Below are 17,566 nucleotides of genomic sequence, written 5' to 3' on the forward strand. Positions count from 1 at the left end.
AAAATATTGGATCTATACTCCCATTAATTCGAGTTGTTTGAAGGGGATGATGTAGCGAATTTCTAAACAATCGTTAATCGGCTAATGGGGGTTTTAACACTATTTTGTATAAGTGTGTTTTTATATTTTATACCAAAGAGCATAGCGCTTGGTAAATACTGTTTTTTTAACAAAAAATGCTATTCTTGGTACTGTTTTGAAAAAAAGATTATCCATCAATATACCGGCATTGGATCCTGATTTATTGCCGAGTATGTCTGTTATTTTTTCTTTTTATACTGCTTTTTTTTAACGTTGTCGGCCGGATAATAATGATTATGCTCTATAATAGCAGGATTTTGTATTTTAACGGCATTCAGTCGGTTGGGTACGCCGATGTAACCTATCCGTCGCTGCGGCGTTACTGAGCATGATGCAAGCAGACGCGGACGTCCAAAGGATTGCCATTCTCACTTATCCGGGCTGTTTTTTTGGCGAGGTCATCCAGTTGCTGGAAATGCTGACATCACTGCGTGATTCCATGGTGGTGCCAGATCAAGGCAACAAACGTAATCTGGTTCACCTCTATTCTTTAACTGGCGAACGCCTATTTTCACCCTCATCCCGGCTGATTTATATGGATACCCGGATGATCCAGGGGGCAAAACCATTACAGACGGATCTGCTGATTATCGCCAATGGCGCCTGGCCAGTGGAGGAGCCTGCCGAGTCGGTGTCAGGTTGGCTGCGGGCAACCTGTCCCGGGGCGAAGCAGATTGTTGCGCTGGGTTCCGGCGTACTGCGACTGGCGAGCGCCGGCCTATTGAATCATCGTATCGTCACCACCCACTCGGCGGCGGCGGCATCGCTGGCGGAACATTACCCGCTGGTGTGCGTCGATGCGCTGATGTCTTTGCAAATTGACGGTAATATCTTTACCACCAACGAACATATCAATTTGCGGGAATTGGCAATGCTATTGATAAGAAGGGCATTAATCCACAATCGTCGCCCAATATATCCTTACACGATGCCACAAAGCAGTGCGGGTGTAGCCCCGGGCGATCCTATCTTGATCCAACCGGATTCCATTGCCCATCGGGTCATCCTGTGGTGGCTGGCGCATGTTGGTGAAGACATCAGTATGGAGCGGTCGGCAGCGTTTTTGTCCATGAGCGAACGCAGTTTTCGTCGTCATTTTAAGCTGGAAGTGGGTTACCCACCTTATCTGTTTTTGCTGCTGTTGCGCCTGGAATTAGCCCGCCAGGCGTTAGTTGACAGCCAACTCCCCATCGATAAAATTGCCCGGCGCGGTGGTTTGCACGACGGTCAGCAACTGGCACGCATGTTTCGCAAATTTATTGTCACGTCGCCTCATCAATACCGGTCAGAAAAATCCCGTGGTGGATTGTCGATGCCCCATACCGCCTACGCCGCGCTGTTTGACGGTTGCAGTACGCCCCTGTGGTTGCGGGAACTGCAATTTGCCGCGCAAGGGCAAGTACAGCCAGTGTAGCCTCAGATCATCGTGTTTTTAAGCGTATTTTTTATATCATCATAAATTATGGCGATATAATTGGCCGGAAAAAATAAAAATATAAATCATGGTGACATAAAATAATGACTTGTCATTGCAATACCGACGATAATTTATATTTTTTTAGTGATAGTGTCGTCATTGTTCAGTGAAATGAAATAAAATTTTCCTTATTTGGCCGATATTGCGCTTGTTCAGTCCGTTTTTACCTAGGTTTACATTACTATTCAGTCGCCATAAGCGGTACTCTCTCTTTGAGAAATGGCAACGTTGATGTGCCAAATCCATTCACAATATTAGTCGCGTCTTTCAAGGAAATATCATGTCCTGCAATCGTCTATTTAAAGTCGGTGCCCTGTCCATCCTTTGCCTCGGTACCGCAGTTTCTACCCCGGCCTTTGCGGCCGGTACCCAGAGTGCCAATATTGCGGTTACGGCCTCAGTTGAATCAGCCTGTACCATTTCCACTACCCCGCTGACTTTCCCTGCTTACGCGGGTAGCGCGGTGGTGGATACCACGGCCACCTTGTCGGTAACCTGCACCAACGCGGCGCCTTATGTTCTGGCTCTCGGCCCGGGCACCGGTGCCGACGCCACGACGACGACGCGTGTATTGACCAGCGCCACCACCACCTCCGTGATGAACTATGGTCTGTATAGCGATGCGGCCCATAGTGTAACCTGGGGTAACACCACCGGTACGGATACAGTAGCCGGCACCGGCAATGGTGCGGTCCAAGACGTCACCGTATATGGTGAGATTGCTGCCAATCAGCTCTCTGCACAGGTGGCGACCGATTATATCGATACCGTCGCTGTGACCGTGACCTACTAATAAAAGACCCGTCTAATGTCCAGTAATATCATGCTTGTCCGGGCGCTAATACTGGCAGTCCTGTGGGCCATCGTGCCCCAGGTCTGTGCTCAGTCATTGGCCATTGTACCTATTCGTCAGGATTTATCGTCGGCACATCGTTCCGCCAGTTTTACCTTAACCAACACCTCCGATAGCCCGGCATTAATTCAAATCCGCAGTTACAGCTGGATCCAGAAGGGTAATGACGACAGTTTTATTGCTAGTGACAAACTCACCGTCAGTCCGCCTTTTGCCACGCTCGCCCCAGGTAAATCCCAAACCGTGCGTTTGCTGTTACGTTCCCCGGCCACGAACGGCGAAGAGTCATATCGTATTGTATTTGATCAGATACCCGACCGCCTCGGCAACAAAGTTCAACTGACGCTGCGTTTTACCGTGCCGGTGTTTTCTGCAGGGAGTACGCCTGGCCACGCCGATGTACAGTGGCGCATTGAACGCCAAGGCGACAACCTGACGTTGGTGGCGGTCAATCGAGGATTGGCCCACAGTATGCTGACCGGCCTGAACGCCACCACTGTCGGCGGTGAAGCGCTGAAACTGGTTGGCCCCGGCATGCCCTATATCTTGGCCGGCAGTGAGCGCCGCTGGATCATCAACGATCCCCATCATGTGTTGAATACCGGTTCACGGGTTCATGTGGTGAATCCAGGTCCCCGGAATAAATCGGATCAATGGGTGAATGTCGGCCCGAATCATTGATATCACCACCCCATTGGCGCGTGGTGAGTGGTGTGCTCGCCATGGCGCTGATCTGTCCGTTGACGGCCAGCGGTGCCGAGCCGCCTGCCGGACAAACACTGCTCCTCAATGTGGTGGTTAACGGGCAGGACCATAATAATGTTCAGGACATTATCCAACGACAAGGTGCGCTGCTACTCACCCGCGAACAGCTTAGCGCAGCCGGATTGATCATGGCAGGGAAACCCGGCGATACCGATGGTGGGTTGATTTCGCTTGATACTATTGAGGGTTGGACTTGGCGGCTTGACGCCAATTCACAAACCCTGTTTATCGAGGTGCCGGTGCAAAGCCAGATTGCCCAGCAGTTAACGGCCGATGGGTTGCCGGTCGACCACGTAGCGCCCCATAGTAACACCGGTGCGGTATTGAATTACGACACGACGTTTAGCCACTATGCAGGGCAGAGCAGCAGCAGTGTACTGGGGGAACTGCGTTTGTTCGATGATCGGGGCGTATTAAGTAATAACGCGCTACAAACCCATAATGCTTATCTTCACCAGACAGTACGGCTGGAGAGCACCTATTGTATTTCCGATGTGGCGACACTGCGTACCTGGAACGCTGGCGACTATATCAACGGCGGACTAGACTGGACCCGCCCAGTGCGCATGATTGGCCTGCAGATGACCACCAACTTTGGATTGCGACCCGATTTGGTCACCTACCCACGGCCCGGTATCAGTGGCGAGGTGGCGGTACCTTCATCGGTGGATATCTATGTTAACGGCCTGCACCAGATGACTACCCAGGCGGAACCCGGCCCTTTTGAAATCAATCAACTGCCGGTAACCAATGGCGGCGGAGACGTGTCGATGGTGGTCAAGGACGCCAATGGCAAGCAGACCCAGCAGACCATGCCGTTTTATGCCAGCAACACCTTGCTGCAACAGGGACTGGATTCTTTGTCCATTGAAGCCGGTTCGGTGCGCCGCAAATATGCCAGTCGCTCCAATGATTATGCCGGCGGTGCGGCCTCGGCCAGTTACCGGCGGGGCGTTACCCATTGGCTAACCCTGGAAAGTCATCTGGAAGCCAGCGAACAGGTGGTGATGGGCGGTGTTGGCGCCGGTATGCTGGTCAGCGATCTGGGGGTATTGTCTGCTTCGCTGGCCGTGAGTGGTTACGGCCATCAGCGGGGTACCCAATACGGATTGGGTTTTTCCCGTGACGTGCCTGCCTTGAGCTACGGTGTCAGCATAGTGAACGCCGGTCCGGATTTTTACGACCTGGCCGCGGCTTATGGCGACGGCACCCCCGGAACCACTCTGCGTGCCAATGTCGGTTTTCCCATCGCCGGCAAAGGTTCATTCAGCGTGGTGTATGCCCAGCGGCTAGTTAATTATTATAATGATTATAATTATGAGTCGACGCGAATAGAGACCTCGACCCTCTCCACCACCTATTCCGCGCCGTTACCGTTTTTGCGGGCCTCTGGTTACGTTACAGTACTGCATGATTTTGACTACCAACATAATAGTGGTCTGTTTGTGGGAATCTCCCTGCCCATTGGACGCCGGGCGATGATGAGCACCAGCAGCAGTATCAGCGGCGGGGACAGTTCTCAAACCCTGCAGGCGCAACAATCAGCGGTTAAACCAGGCGACATAGGCTGGAGCCTGGCGGAACAAAACGGGTCGGCATCCACTCAGACGGCTGGGCTTGAATATAAATCCAACTGGGCATTGCTGGGGACCGAGGTTGAACAGGAGGCATCGGGTCAAGCGGTGCGCGGCACCATGCGCGGCGCCCTGGCCGTCATGGACAGTCATATCTTTGCGGCTAATACCATTCAGGACAGTTTTGCGGTGGTGGATACCGATGGTTTACCCGATATCGGCGTGTTGCAGGAAAACCGCCCGGTGGGCAAAACCGATCAGGACGGGTTGCTGTTTGTCGGGGATCTGCGTGCTTACGAGAACAACCGCCTGTCCATCAACCCCAATGATGTGCCGATGGATGTCTCATTAGACAATGACATGCTTAATGTTGAGCCGAACCAACGATCCGGTGTGTTGGCCAAATTCCCCATCCATCACACCCACGGTGCCACTTTGCGGTTGGTGGACGCGCACCATGTGCCGATACCGCTTGGCAGCGTAGCAACGCTGTTAAATAGCGGGGTGCAGGCCATGGTGGGTTATGAAGGCATAACGTACTTCGAGCAACTGACGCAGCACAACCTGCTGAGGGTTACCACCACCGGCCAGCCAGACTGTACATTGACATTCGATTACCAGCCGCAAACCGGCACCATACCGGAAATCGGACCTTTGATCTGTAGCACGGGAGCGTGATTATGCGATTACACAATATAGCGGGTTTAGTGCTGATGTTAAGCACCGGGCCGGCATTGGCCTATGACTGTACCCTTTCCGCCACGCCGCTGAATTTCGGCTCAGTTGAAGGTGTGGCCGGGCAGACGCGTCAAAGTACCGCCACCCTGACCGTGGTTTGTCACAGCGGGGATACCTCGGCCAACGTAAATTACCAAATCCTGATAGATGGGCAGGGGAGCGGGGCCGAGCGTCAAATGACGGTGGGCGACCATAACACCGGTTATCAAGTCTATACCTCGGGAAGTTATCAGCAGGTTTGGAACAATACCGGCAGTGGCATGGTGAACGACAGTTACAGTCTTGCGGCCAATGATACTGTTTCACGCACCTATACCGTTTATGCCAAAATGAAAACCGCGCGTAAAGATCCCCCGGGCACGTATCTGGCAAATCTTACGGTACAGCTTGTGTATTGAGCATGTAGTCGAAAATCGGACGGCTTACTGGAAAAATGGACCACGCCCGACGCCGCCTTCAGCTCTCTGGCCCCAGGTCGGCACACCGGGCGCGGCCGATCCAGGCGGCTCCGCACCGCACCCCGCTGGACGCCGGGCGAGGGGATGACGACACATCACTGCTTTATCGGCGAGTTTGATGGCCCTTATCCCTTTTTTGATGCTAACGGGCTGATAGATTAGATGATGGCATCAGTATAAGCCGAGCAGACGCCACCAAAGCAAGCCGACGACCAACGTAATCATCACGTTCATCGTCACGACACAAAAATTGATTTTGTAAAAGCGAGGACGCTCGAAATATCCCTGAGCAAAATAGATAGGACCGGGGCCGCCGCCATATTCGGTATTACCCCACATGAGGTTACTGAAAATCCCGAAGCAGATGGCAACCATCATCGGTGGGGCGCCTGCGGCGATCGCCGTGGCGGCGAAGGGAGCGTATAGCGCGGCAACGTGTCCTGAGGCGGTGGCGAACAAATAGTGAACGTAAATATACAGCAAGGCGAGAATAACAAAGGTTTGCATGGCGCCAAAGCCATGGACCGAATTGCCCAGTTTGACGGTCATCCAGGGTATGAAACCAAGATCCGACAAGCCTGTAGCCAGACTGATGATGACGCTGAACCAAATCACCGTATCCCACGCGGCATGATCTTGCAGTAGCGCTTTCCAGTCAACGGCGCCCGAGGCGAACAGATAGGCTGCCAATCCCAATCCGACGCTGGTTGCCGACAGGCCGGTGATGAGGCTGGTTCCCCAACCCACAGGGCGAGTAAAAATCCGACTGCGACCTTTTTTTCGGTGAGCGTCATCGGGCCAAGCTCAGCGAGCGCATGGCGGCCCATCTCTTTGGCCTCAGGCGTCTTTTTGAGCTCTGGATTGATGATGCGGTAGACCAATAGCGGCATCAGACAAAAACAGACCATGGCAGGCCCGACCGCAGCAACAAACCAACTGCCCCACGTGATTTCTACCCCCAAAAGGTCTTCGCCAAGCTGCCCGCTAGCGGGTTGGCTGCCATCCCCGGCAGGAATATGAATTTGATGACATTGTAATCTCCTCAATCGAGTGGGTCGTTTGGTTTCAGACCATCAGTTTTTAGCAGCCGAACTCTTTAACACCCGATCCACCATTTCTGGTGCAGAGCATTGCTTCGGGTAAGTATCCGGCTGGATCTTTGCTGCCGTCGGAGATGGAGTTGTGCGAGCATTATCAGGTAAGCCGTCATACGGTTCGCGAGGCCTTGCGCGATCTGACAGAAAGAGGGCTGATTTCTCGGCACAAGGGGATCGGCACGCTGGTCTGCGCACAGGTGAAGGGCAGCATGAATCACCCGTTAGCCTATCTGGAGGACCTGCTGGTACTGGCCAAGAATAATATGCGGGTGGTGAAGAAGATCGACGACATTGTCGCCGATCATGCGTTGTCGTTGGTTATCGGCTGCGAACCCGGCTCCCGCTGGCTGCACATCGCCAGTATTCGTGAAGATAGCCAGAAAAGCGATGCCGCCATCTGCTGGACCGACAGCTACGTCAGTATCGACTTTACCAAAGTCAAGCAACTGGTGCGTAGCGATCCCTATGCGCTCATTAGCGATTTGATTGAAGAACACTATGGTATCCACGGCGAAGAGGTCAGGCAGACCATCTCGGCCGTGGGGGTGCCGCCAAAGATTGCCAAGGCGCTGTGCGTCGAGGCCGGTTCGCCGGCGCTGAGGATTGTCCGCCGCTATATCGATCGCCGCAGAGAGACGTTTGAGACCACCGTATCCATCCACCAGGCGGATCGTTATACGTGTTCGATTGTGCTTAAACGCCAAGCACCCCATAACTAGCCCGTCTGGTGGTGAATGGGCGCGAGACTAACGGCGCTGATACCTGCCGCCGCGGGTAGCCCCGGTGCGGTTAACACTCTATGGCACTGGGCAACTAGGCTAAGGAATAGAGTTTCGCCACTCCCCTGTACTCGGATGAGAGCCGCCCATTGATTTTATTTACTGCTTAATATCAGCTTCAAACCCAGTAAACCCATCACGCCGCCCGCAGTGCGGTCAACCACGGTTTTACAGCGCAGATACGCGGCGCACGGTTTTTCAGCCGAGAGTATCAACGCCACGATGGAATACCAGCCGGCGTTGATACAGAAGGTCACCAGCGGTATTACCGCAAAAAAATAGCTCGGAATGTCCTGTGGCAATAATGCCGAAAATACCCCGGCAAACACGATAGCCCTTTTGGGGTTACTTAGCTGCGTCAGCAAGCCAAAACCATAGGCTCGCCGCAGTGAGATTGCGGATGTTTTATTCAGCTCCTCGACCTGCATCGGCTGACGCGCCGAGCGCAAAATTTTCGCGGCCAAAAAAAGAAGATATGCCCCACCCAGGATTTTTAAGACCCAAAAGGCGGTTGGAACCGCACTAAACAAGGTATGTAATCCGAGTAAGGCCAGCACCGAAAAGATAAACGCGCCCGAACCCATACCCAGGGCGGTGGTTAACCCATGCCGGCGGGATAAGGACATCGCATTCCTGGCCACCACGATAAAACTTGGCCCCGGGCTGACGGTGCTCGCGGCCAATGCGCCGGTAATGGCGATAAGCGATAGATAAGCCTGCATCATGACCTCATGTGATAAGGGAGTGAGAAAAATCCTTCTTTTATCACCCCGAGGTACCGCAATAGTAGGCATGCGCACAGTGCGCTAACGAGCTGCCAATGATAAGCCGTCGCTGATGCGAAACAAATGTAGCCGCTGCGTCGGCAACGCCAGATGCAGTAAATCGTTTTCATTTACGCTGATATTATCGGCCAGATGAAAGGTGGTCTTGCTGCCGTTTTCTTCAATATGACCATACATATAGGTTTCGGTACCGATAAGCTCCGCATAATCCACTCGGAACGGCACGGTGTCGTTATTCGCCTGTGCTTCTAGACGCAGATGGCTTGGACGGATTCCCAATTCGATCGCCATACCAACCTGAGCGAGCTCGGTGTTCACCGGGACGACGATTTTCGGGAAAGCGGCGATCGCTAAGGTGGCCAGATTGCCAGCCAAGGCGGCTATGGTACCCCGGTAGAAGTTCATCTTAGGTGAACCGATAAAACCGGCGACGAAGCGGTTTCTGGGGTGACTAAACACCTCCAGCGGCTTATCGAATTGTTCGACGATGCCTGCGTTGAGAATGGCGATGCGATCGGCCATGGTCATCGCTTCGATCTGATCATGGGTGACATAAACGATAGTACTTTGCAGACGCTTATGTAGGTTGATGATTTCGGAGCGCGTGTCAACGCGCAGCGCTGCGTCAAGGTTAGACAAAGGTTCATCAAACAAAAACACGCTTGGCTGGCGCACGATGGCCCGGCCAATAGCGACGCGCTGACGCTGACCACCGGATAAAGATCGGGGTTTACGGGCCAGATACTGCTCGATTTGCAGCATTTTGGCTGCCTCCAGCACCCGCTGTTGGATCTCGGCTTTCGGCATCCGGGTATTTTCCAGACCAAACGACAGATTCTGCTCCACGGTCATATGCGGATACAGGGCATAGGTCTGAAACACCATGGCAATACCGCGGTCGCTAGGTGAAACGTGCGTAACGTCGTTACCGCCAATGCTGATCTGGCCGGACGTGCATTCTTCCAGGCCCGCGATAAGACGCAACAGCGTGGATTTACCGCAGCCCGACGGGCCGACAAACACCACAAACTCCCCATCTTTGATATCCAGATCTACCCCTTTGATGATCTGCGTATCGCCAAATGATTTGGTGATAGTTGCCAGCGTAAGTTGTGCCATCAGATTGCTCCGTCCTCGGCTAAAATGACAAAATTTATCATGTGGGCTAACGGTAAACCCGCGACGCGATAAAAGCATAGCGCCATAGTGAGGTAAAAATATTTAGTTCGTCAATATGCCGAACTAAATAATTGCAAATATGTGACGAAACCCAAAGAAGCGGGATTTGAATCAAACACTGGTCAGAGACCCGGCTGGCTATGCTTCGGCAACTGAATTTTTTTTGGTAAATCTTCTAGCCCAAACAAGAGGTTGTGAAGTTTATTCAGTGAAATAGCCACGGCGCCGGTTAAGGTGGCCTGTGCGCCCAGCGCACTGCATTCCAGCGCTACGGGATGGGGCGAACAGGTTGCAAGGTAATAGCGTATGCGTTCAATTAGCTCGGGGCGAGAGCCGATATTGCCGCCGATGATTATTTTTTCCGGATCAAACATCGATGATATCGACAGCATCAATAGTGCGACGATCCGTGCCGTTTCCTCAATGGCAAGAATGGCGGCAGGCTGTTTGTTCACATAATGCTCCAGGATTTCACGCACCGACGTATCCGCAGGACCGCCGGCGAAATGATAACGACGGCTGATGCCCGCCGCGCCAATCACTGACTCTAGGGTACCCTGGCGCAGATTTTCCGGCGCATAGGCATCGGCGCCCAGCGGCAGATATGAGACCTCGCCTGCCGCGCCCAGGGCGCCCCGCAGCAGTATGCCATCGAGCAGCAGCCCCATGCCGATGCCGGTGCCAAGCGAAACGAAAACCAGGGATTGAGTATCCTGGCCCCGCCCGCGCCAATACTCCCCGATAACCGCCGCATTCACATCGTTTTCGATCAGCACTTCGCAATTGAAGGACCGCTGCATGGCGCTGAGCAGTTCAAATCCTTCCATTTTATTCAGATTGGGGGCAAAGGCGAGGGTGCCGGTTTTTTGATTTACCACCCCCGGAATCGCCATACTCACGCTGTGGAGCTTATGCGGTTTTATTGCGCATCGCATAAGCATTTCATCCTTGAGCCGACAGAGTTTGTTGACCAGATTATCCCCGCCGGTGTTGTCGTTGGCTTCTTCATAATGGGCGATCTCGATACCCTGCAGGTTAACCAGACTAAGCCGAATGGTGGTCGCCCCCACATCCATACCCAATACGTAAAACAGGTCGTCGGATATTTCATAATTCATGGCGGCACGGCCCACTTTACCGGATGACAGGCCGCATGGTCGCACCCAGCCACGTTCTTCCAGCGTGAGGATCACCTCTGACATGGTTTGTTTGGAGAGTTTGGTTGCTTTAGCCATTGCGGCACGAGAGGCCGGGCCTGAATGCAAAAGATACTCCATCACGGCATGGACTGAAATTTGGCGCAATACTGGAACATCATTATTTATATCAATCATTTATATACTCTCGATACTAAGCTGATCCGGTTTAAACGCCCAAACAGACTGAAAAAAAAGGGACAACCCGGTAGCAAAAGTGCTACCTACCTCTCTTTTTTGCAATTTTTCCGCGATAAATCCATTGGGCATATTGACGTCAAACACCAGGAACGCTATTAATTCGTAAGGTTGATGAACTAACTATATCGCAACCCGCTGCTGGAGAAAAGGACAGCATATGGCGAACCTTAGGCCACTTAATAAGACAATTTCATTAGTATTATCACAATTGGAGCGTCTGTCATCACAGCGATCCTCCGACTGGGTGTCAGCGCTGGATGTTTCGCCCGCGGTTGAGCAACAAGTGCTTGATATGCTGGAACAACAGCAAATCATTCAGCGGACCTTACAACGCGTTCAACTGCACCCGCAGTCGCCGGTGGTGATGGGGTTCGATCTGGGGGGCACCAAAGTAAAAGGGCGCTTGGCGGCATTAGACGGCCGGATACTTGCGCAAACCGTGCAGTTTACGCGCAAGGGCGACGAAACGGCGGCGCTCGATCAGATGGGACAGTTGGCCGGCGATATGCTGCAACAGGGCGGTGTCGATCCTCGGCGTCTGCAGCATGTTGCTATTGGTATTCCCGGTGCGATTGACCAGCAGGGCAATGTCAATCTCTCGCCCAACCTGCATCTACCCTCACGATTGCCGCCGGTATTTACGTTGGCCGATGGACGGCAGTGCCCGGTGACCTTTGAGAATGACGTCAATTTGGCGGCGCTGGGGGAATACCACCAGGGGCATGGGCAAAACAGCGATTCGCTGGTGTTTATCGCCTTTGGCACCGGCGTCGGGATGGGCATTATCATCCAGGACTACATCATCCGCGGTCATACGGGCATGGCGGGGGAGATCTCATTATTGCCGTTAAGCGCCACACCCTATGATGATGCGCAGGTGTCCGCCTGCGGAATATTTGAAGATCGGGTCGGCAGCCATGCTATTCGCCAGCGTTACCCGCACGGCGATACGGCGGTGATTGATATTTTCCGTCAGGCCGAACGGGGTGATGTTCAGGCCAAAGAGGTCATGGCAACAACCGCACGCATCGCCGCCCTTGGCGTGGCCGCCGCCATCAGTCTGCTGAACCCGGAGTGGTTGATTCTGGGCGGCGGGATTGGCGCCAGGCCGGCATTTTATCAGCAAATCCAACATTTCGTGCACCAGTTACTCCCGATGCCCGTTCAGCTAACCGGCAGCGCGCTGGGTGATGATGCTGGGGTGATCGGTGCCGTTTACCTTGCCCACCAGCGCTGTTTGGACGCGATTGTTCAGGCAGATAGCGAGAGGATCCCAGTATGACATCCGTTAACCCTTGTCCATCCGAATGCGCGCTTATTCCGCAAAATGATGGGCAATTAGCCGGCCAATCGGCAATGTTGTTACCCTTTATGGCGCATCGCCTGCAGGGCACTTTTTCGCCGCAAGGCGTGGTGCAATTGGCGTTATGGGGCAGCGGTTCTTTTGGCAGCATCTATCTGTCGGCGTTTGACGGTCCTTATCTGCTGGCGCCTAATCGGCTAACGGCAGGCCGGCAGGGTTTTTATGTGGCTCAGTCGCAGCCGGTTATTTTGCTCAGCAACACGCGCTTCCAGCGTTTTTATCCGGCGCGTAAGCGAGCCTGGTGGGATCAGTTGGGAGGCAAATCGAATAAAGCGCAATCAGGTTCACTGCGGCGTTGGACGTTGCCCTGGGGCGTGGTGATAATTGAACAGCGCGGCGCGGATGTACTGATTGCCGCCGGACAGGATAATGTGGAGGCTGAACGCGGCCTGGCGTTGAGCGCCGAACAAATCCGCCAGGAAGCGCAACGCTATATTACCTATTGCGACCGTCTCCCTCTGGCGCAGCCGCTGATGCGCAGCATGGTACTGCAAAGTACCCATGCCGCGTTATCCAGCATTCGCCACGACCATAACGGACGTTTTGCCGGCCTCGCTGCGGGCCTGGATTACAGTGCGCCCGCCCGCACCTATTACCGTGATGGATACTGGACGCTACAGGCGTTGCTTATGCTTGAACCGCACGTTGTGCTAGAACAAATCCACCTGCTGGCTACGGGCATACAGCCAAACGGGGAAGCGCCCAGCGGCGTGATTCACAATGGTCCCGGATTGTCCGAGGCCTGGGAAGCGGCGCGGCTGAATAATCCGGCGGTAACTGAGAATCACAGTCGAGCGCAGGACTGGTGGAGCGACCATTTCGACAGCCCGTTATTTTTTATTCTGACTATCGCCGACTATGTGCGCGCCACCGGCGATCGCTCGCTATGCCGGCAATATTGGCCGCAAATCAGCGCCATAATTTCCCGCTATGAGCGCTTTATTCAACACGATAACGGCTTGCCGCGCAAACCGGTCAATAACGATCGCGATTGGGCGGACAATGTTTATCGTTCCGGTTACGTGGCTTACGATTTGGGACTGTGGATCGGTGCCGTGGATGCGGTCGCCGACTGGGCGCAAGGGCAGGATCCAACGCTGGCCGTGCGCTGTGAAAAACTGGGTGCAGATGCGCGCCGCCATCTCGATGATGCCTTGCTGCAACCCGCCGGCCATTATGCCGACTATGGTGATCCAAGCGATTTTGTTGAAGATCATTTAACGCTGGATAGCCTGACGCTACTGCGCTATGGCGCGGTGTCCGCTGAACGTGCGCGCCAGGTGCTGCGCCAAGTACAAACCCGCTTGGAAACCCGCTATAACCCCCAGCAGAAATATGGTGACTGGGGCGTTATGTGCGCCTGGCCGCCGTTTAAACGTCGCTGTGATACGCGGGCAAAATCGGCGTTTGTAATGCGCTATCACAACGGGGCCGACTGGCCGTATCTCGACGGCCTATACGCCGATACCCTACTGCGCTTTGACCTGCCCGGCTGCGAATATCCCTTGACCCGCTGGTGGCAGACCTGTCTCGAACAGGGATGGGCTGGGGCGGTGGAGTATTTTTCTCCGCCGTTCGGCCGAGGATCGTTGTTGCAAGGATGGAGCGGGATGCCCGCCGCCGTGGTGATGAAATACCCCCATCATTTTCAGCCGGACCCGTCATAACCCTTTTTTGCGACCGTGTTTAACGTTGTTACATTGATCAGGACAATACATTATGAAAAAGCAAGTTGCTATCGCAGTATTGACCGGCGCCATCACCTTGGCATGTTCGTCCCTACAGGCTGCCGAACTCACTGTCATGTGGTATGAAACGGACAAAAATGAATCCACTATTCTTAAGACGTTATTGAGTGAGTACACTCAGCAGCACCCGGCAACCACGTTTAACCTGCAGTTGGTACCTTACGACAATGTGATCCAGAAATTCCGGCAATATGCAGCGTCGGGTTCAGGTATGCCGGATATTTCCAAAACCTCTTCCATGGAGGCGGTGATCCGGCCTTATCTCGTCGATTTCAATCAATACTTTGGCAAAGATTATCTTGATCATTACATCAAAGGCTGGGCCGACGGTGCGCGTCTGGACGGCAAGGCTATCGCCGCCCCCTTATATGTTACCTCAACCGGTCTGCTGCTGAACGCCGATGCGTTTAAGAAAGCGGGCGTGGCGTTGCCTGACATGAAAACCGGCTGGACCTGGGAAGAATTCCTGCCGAAAATCAAAGAAGTTGCTCAGAAAGCGCATATCCGCTATCCCTTGGTATGGGATGTATCCGCCAGCCGTTGGATTATTCATGAATACCAGTATGGAAATTATGTGTTTTCCACGCAGCCGCCTTACAAAGTGGTGATGGATAAGCAGAAGGCCGCGAAAACCCTCGCCGATTTTGTCCATATCGCCGACGAGTATCTGCCGCGCGGCCAATGGTCGGGGGCGAGTTCGGACAACCCCAAAGAGTTGTTTATCGGCGGCCAGGCGGTGGCTTGGATGACCGGCAGTTGGCAGCTTAGCTCGCTGGCGCAGCGCGCCAAATTCGACTGGCGTGCCGGTTATACACCGAAAGGTACCGTCAGCTCCAGCGTCTATGGCGGTGAATATGTCGTGGCGTTTAATACCAGCCAGCACCTGCAGGAAACGACTGACGTGGTGAAATGGCTCACTTCACCGGCCATTCTAAAGCGCCTTTCGGTACCGATTGGTATGATCCCGGCAACGCTCTCGGATGAACCCATCGATTATAACAATGCGAAAATAAGTCAGGCGATGGCGCAGATGCAGCGTGAACTGGTGGATAGCCCCGCCTACGCGGCGACCGACCAGGCAAACCAGGCAATGCAGTTTGTCTGGGCGCCGATTAAGGATGCGGTGATGCAGGCGGTAACGCATCAGATCACGCCGGAACAGGCGATTGATAAAATCACCAAGGCGGCATCGGATGGGTTAGAGGCGGCAAAATGAACGCGATCCATCAGCAGCCAACGGCCTTGCGGGAACCTCAGGGCAGCTCATCGTGGTTAACGCGCCATGGCAGGACGCTATGGCCTTATTTGCTGATCTTCCCTTCGCTGGGATTGTTGTTGCTATTCACCTTTTACCCGTTGGTGCAGGGCTTCTGGATGTCGATATTCCAGCGCGGAGTGGTGGTACTACCACAGGTGCCCAGCACGCTACCTAAGTTTGTCGGCATCGACAACTTTATTCATGTTTTCGGCGATCCGGAATTTCAGCAGGTTCTGCTGAGAACCGTAATGTTCGTCGTGTTTGCCGTGCCGCTCAATCTGGTGGTGGCGTTGGGAATGGCGCTGCTGCTGGCGCCGCAAATCCGAGGTTTTGGCCTGGCGCGTACCGTGGTGTTTTTCCCCTCAATGATCAGTTTGCTGACGATCGGCATTATGTGGAAATGGCTGTTTGGCTACAACTCAGGGCTGATTAATTATGTACTCAGCCTGCTGAACGTCAATCCGGTGCCCTGGCTGCAGCAGGATACCATGGCCCAGATTGCCGTGGTGATTGTCTGGGTGTGGGCCAGCGCCGGTTTTAATATGATGATACTGCTCGCTGGATTGACGGCGATCCCGGAAGATCTCTATGAGGCCGCCCGCATAGACGGTACGAAGCGCTGGCGTACCTTTGCCAGGATCACGTTACCCCTGCTGCAGCCCAGCGTGGTGGTGGTCATCGTACTGTCGTCCATTGAAGCGTTCAAAGTCTATGAGTTGGTGATTTCACTGACCGGCGGAGGACCCGGACGCTCGACGGTCTACCTGATCCAGACCATCTATGAAAACGCCTTTATGCAACCGGCCACGGCGGGCATTGCGGCGGCGCAGTCGGTGGTGCTCTTCGTCATTTTGTTTGCTCTCTCGGTAGTCCAACTTCGCTTGTCGAGGAATATCAAATGAATCGTTCATCTCATCGGATGCGCTGGTTAATTATTGGCATTATGCTGGTGTTTTTTCTGCTGCCGCCGATCTGGATTTTTTCCAATGCGCTCAAGTCAGTGGATGAGATTTTCGCTTGGCCACCGTCGTTATGGCCGCAAAACCCATCATGGGATAACTTCCTCGATGTGTTTCAAAACACTAATTTTGTCCAAACGCTGAGAAATTCTTTTTTTGTTTCCATAACGTCGGCGGCGATTTCGGTGTCCATCAGCGTCATGGCGGGATATGCGTTGGCAAAGTTTCGCTTCTATGGCGATACGCTGATTTTCATGATAATCATGTGCGCATTGATGATCCCGCTGCAAATAATATTGATCCCCATTTTCCTGCTGCTACGCGATTTACATTTGCTCAACAGCCTGTGGGGCGTCATTATCGCGCCGGCCGCCACGCCCACCGGGGTCTTTCTGATGCGGCAGTATATCCGCAATATTCCCGATAGCTTGCTTGAGGCGGCGCGTCTCGAAGGCACCAGTGAATGGCGGATCCTATGGCGCATTGTCGTGCCATTATCGCTGCCCGCGATTGCCACCCTCACGGCGTTCAACTTTGTCTGGCGCTGGAACGACTTTTTATGGCCATTTCTGGTGATAAGCGATCAAAGCCAATGGACGGTACAGCTGGCGCTGGCCAGTAATGTCGGCCAGTTTGACATTAACTGGCCACGCCTGCTGGCGATGTCGGCGTTGGCCGTGGTGCCGATGCTGGTGATTTTTCTATCGCTACAGCGCTACTTTATGAATGGCCTGATGGCGGGTGCGGTGAAGGAATAACCTTACCTTGAGTGCTAATTGTTGGGAAGGCTCCTGCTGTCGGGACCCGCTGACCACAACCTCGACCGGCAGAGCCAGCACGTGCGGCGGAGAACCCACATGGACAGCATTGTCCATAAGGTCGTTAATCATCGATTTTATCGGTTATCCTGGCGGCTTCGCCCGTGTCGTCATCGGGCAGATAGTCCAGAATGTCGCCGGGCTGGCAGTTCAGCACTTTGCACAGCACTGAAAGCGTGGAAAATCTCACCGCCCGTGCTTGTCCGTGCCCTGCCCGGGTCATGGCGAATGATAAAG

15 protein-coding genes and 1 pseudogene are annotated in these 17,566 nt (G+C 53.7%); 11 read left to right on the forward strand and 5 right to left on the reverse strand.

All coding sequences use genetic code 11. The features are described 5' to 3' along the window. Positions 1-409 precede the first annotated feature (409 nt). From SJI19_RS03955 to SJI19_RS03975, 5 genes are all read left to right on the forward strand, one after another. Positions 410-1,495 (forward strand): helix-turn-helix domain-containing protein, encoded by a 1,086-nt coding sequence (locus SJI19_RS03955; protein WP_323476969.1) that lies wholly within the window; start codon positions 410-412, stop codon positions 1,493-1,495. A 343-nt stretch (positions 1,496-1,838) separates the two neighbouring features. Continuing rightward, positions 1,839-2,351, forward strand: a complete 513-nt coding sequence (locus SJI19_RS03960) for a spore coat U domain-containing protein (protein WP_323476970.1) — start codon at positions 1,839-1,841, stop codon at positions 2,349-2,351. 15 nt (positions 2,352-2,366) lie between these two features. Then, on the forward strand, positions 2,367-3,092 hold the full coding sequence (locus SJI19_RS03965; RefSeq protein ID WP_323476971.1) for a molecular chaperone: 726 nt from the start codon (positions 2,367-2,369) through the stop codon (positions 3,090-3,092). Next, positions 3,065-5,428: a fimbria/pilus outer membrane usher protein gene (locus SJI19_RS03970; protein WP_323476972.1), complete on the forward strand. Its 2,364-nt coding sequence runs from the start codon at positions 3,065-3,067 to the stop codon at positions 5,426-5,428. Before SJI19_RS03965 ends, SJI19_RS03970 begins: the two co-directional genes overlap by 28 nt. A gap of 2 nt (positions 5,429-5,430) precedes the next feature. Beyond that, entirely contained in the window at positions 5,431-5,886 is a 456-nt protein-coding gene (locus SJI19_RS03975; protein ID WP_323476973.1) for a spore coat protein U domain-containing protein, read from the forward strand. Between the two features lie 231 nt (positions 5,887-6,117). Here the strand turns inward: SJI19_RS03975 and SJI19_RS03980 are convergent. Continuing rightward, positions 6,118-6,964: pseudogene (locus tag SJI19_RS03980) on the reverse strand (anion permease); the annotation flags it as partial. Between the two features lie 99 nt (positions 6,965-7,063). On the opposite strand from SJI19_RS03980, the gene SJI19_RS03985 reads away from it, so the two are divergent. Beyond that, positions 7,064-7,762, forward strand: a complete 699-nt coding sequence (locus SJI19_RS03985; RefSeq protein ID WP_323477075.1) for a GntR family transcriptional regulator — start codon at positions 7,064-7,066, stop codon at positions 7,760-7,762. A 155-nt stretch (positions 7,763-7,917) separates the two neighbouring features. Here SJI19_RS03985 and SJI19_RS03990 read toward each other — a convergent pair whose 3' ends face one another. From SJI19_RS03990 to SJI19_RS04000, 3 genes are all read right to left on the reverse strand, one after another. Beyond that, entirely contained in the window at positions 7,918-8,544 is a 627-nt protein-coding gene (locus SJI19_RS03990; RefSeq protein ID WP_323477076.1) for a LysE family translocator, read from the reverse strand. 84 nt (positions 8,545-8,628) lie between these two features. Next, on the reverse strand, positions 8,629-9,726 hold the full coding sequence (locus tag SJI19_RS03995) for a sn-glycerol-3-phosphate ABC transporter ATP-binding protein UgpC (protein WP_323476974.1): 1,098 nt from the start codon (positions 9,724-9,726) through the stop codon (positions 8,629-8,631). Between the two features lie 182 nt (positions 9,727-9,908). Then, positions 9,909-11,120 (reverse strand): ROK family transcriptional regulator, encoded by a 1,212-nt coding sequence (locus tag SJI19_RS04000; RefSeq protein WP_323476975.1) that lies wholly within the window; start codon positions 11,118-11,120, stop codon positions 9,909-9,911. Positions 11,121-11,340: 220 nt separating this feature from the next. On the opposite strand from SJI19_RS04000, the gene SJI19_RS04005 reads away from it, so the two are divergent. The 5 genes from SJI19_RS04005 to SJI19_RS04025 are packed head-to-tail and all read left to right on the forward strand — an operon-like array spanning position 11,341 to position 17,269. Next, complete coding sequence (locus SJI19_RS04005) at positions 11,341-12,465, forward strand: ROK family protein (protein WP_323476976.1); 1,125 nt, start codon at positions 11,341-11,343, stop codon at positions 12,463-12,465. Beyond that, on the forward strand, positions 12,462-14,213 hold the full coding sequence (locus SJI19_RS04010; protein WP_323476977.1) for a GH116 family glycosyl hydrolase: 1,752 nt from the start codon (positions 12,462-12,464) through the stop codon (positions 14,211-14,213). Before SJI19_RS04005 ends, SJI19_RS04010 begins: the two co-directional genes overlap by 4 nt. A gap of 52 nt (positions 14,214-14,265) precedes the next feature. Continuing rightward, positions 14,266-15,510, forward strand: a complete 1,245-nt coding sequence (locus SJI19_RS04015) for an ABC transporter substrate-binding protein (RefSeq protein ID WP_323476978.1) — start codon at positions 14,266-14,268, stop codon at positions 15,508-15,510. Beyond that, entirely contained in the window at positions 15,507-16,454 is a 948-nt protein-coding gene (locus SJI19_RS04020; RefSeq protein WP_323476979.1) for a sugar ABC transporter permease, read from the forward strand. The genes SJI19_RS04015 and SJI19_RS04020 overlap by 4 nt, the downstream gene beginning before the upstream one ends. Further along, the gene (locus SJI19_RS04025; protein ID WP_323476980.1) at positions 16,451-17,269 is read left to right on the forward strand and encodes a carbohydrate ABC transporter permease; all 819 of its coding nucleotides are present in this window, start codon (positions 16,451-16,453) and stop codon (positions 17,267-17,269) included. Before SJI19_RS04020 ends, SJI19_RS04025 begins: the two co-directional genes overlap by 4 nt. A 124-nt stretch (positions 17,270-17,393) precedes the next feature. Here the strand turns inward: SJI19_RS04025 and SJI19_RS04030 are convergent, their stop codons facing one another. Beyond that, positions 17,394-17,552: a helix-turn-helix domain-containing protein gene (locus SJI19_RS04030; RefSeq protein WP_323476981.1), complete on the reverse strand. Its 159-nt coding sequence runs from the start codon at positions 17,550-17,552 to the stop codon at positions 17,394-17,396. Positions 17,553-17,566 lie beyond the last annotated feature (14 nt).

Source organism: Acerihabitans sp. TG2 (genome assembly GCF_035013185.1).
Lineage (GTDB): Bacteria > Pseudomonadota > Gammaproteobacteria > Enterobacterales > Enterobacteriaceae > Acerihabitans.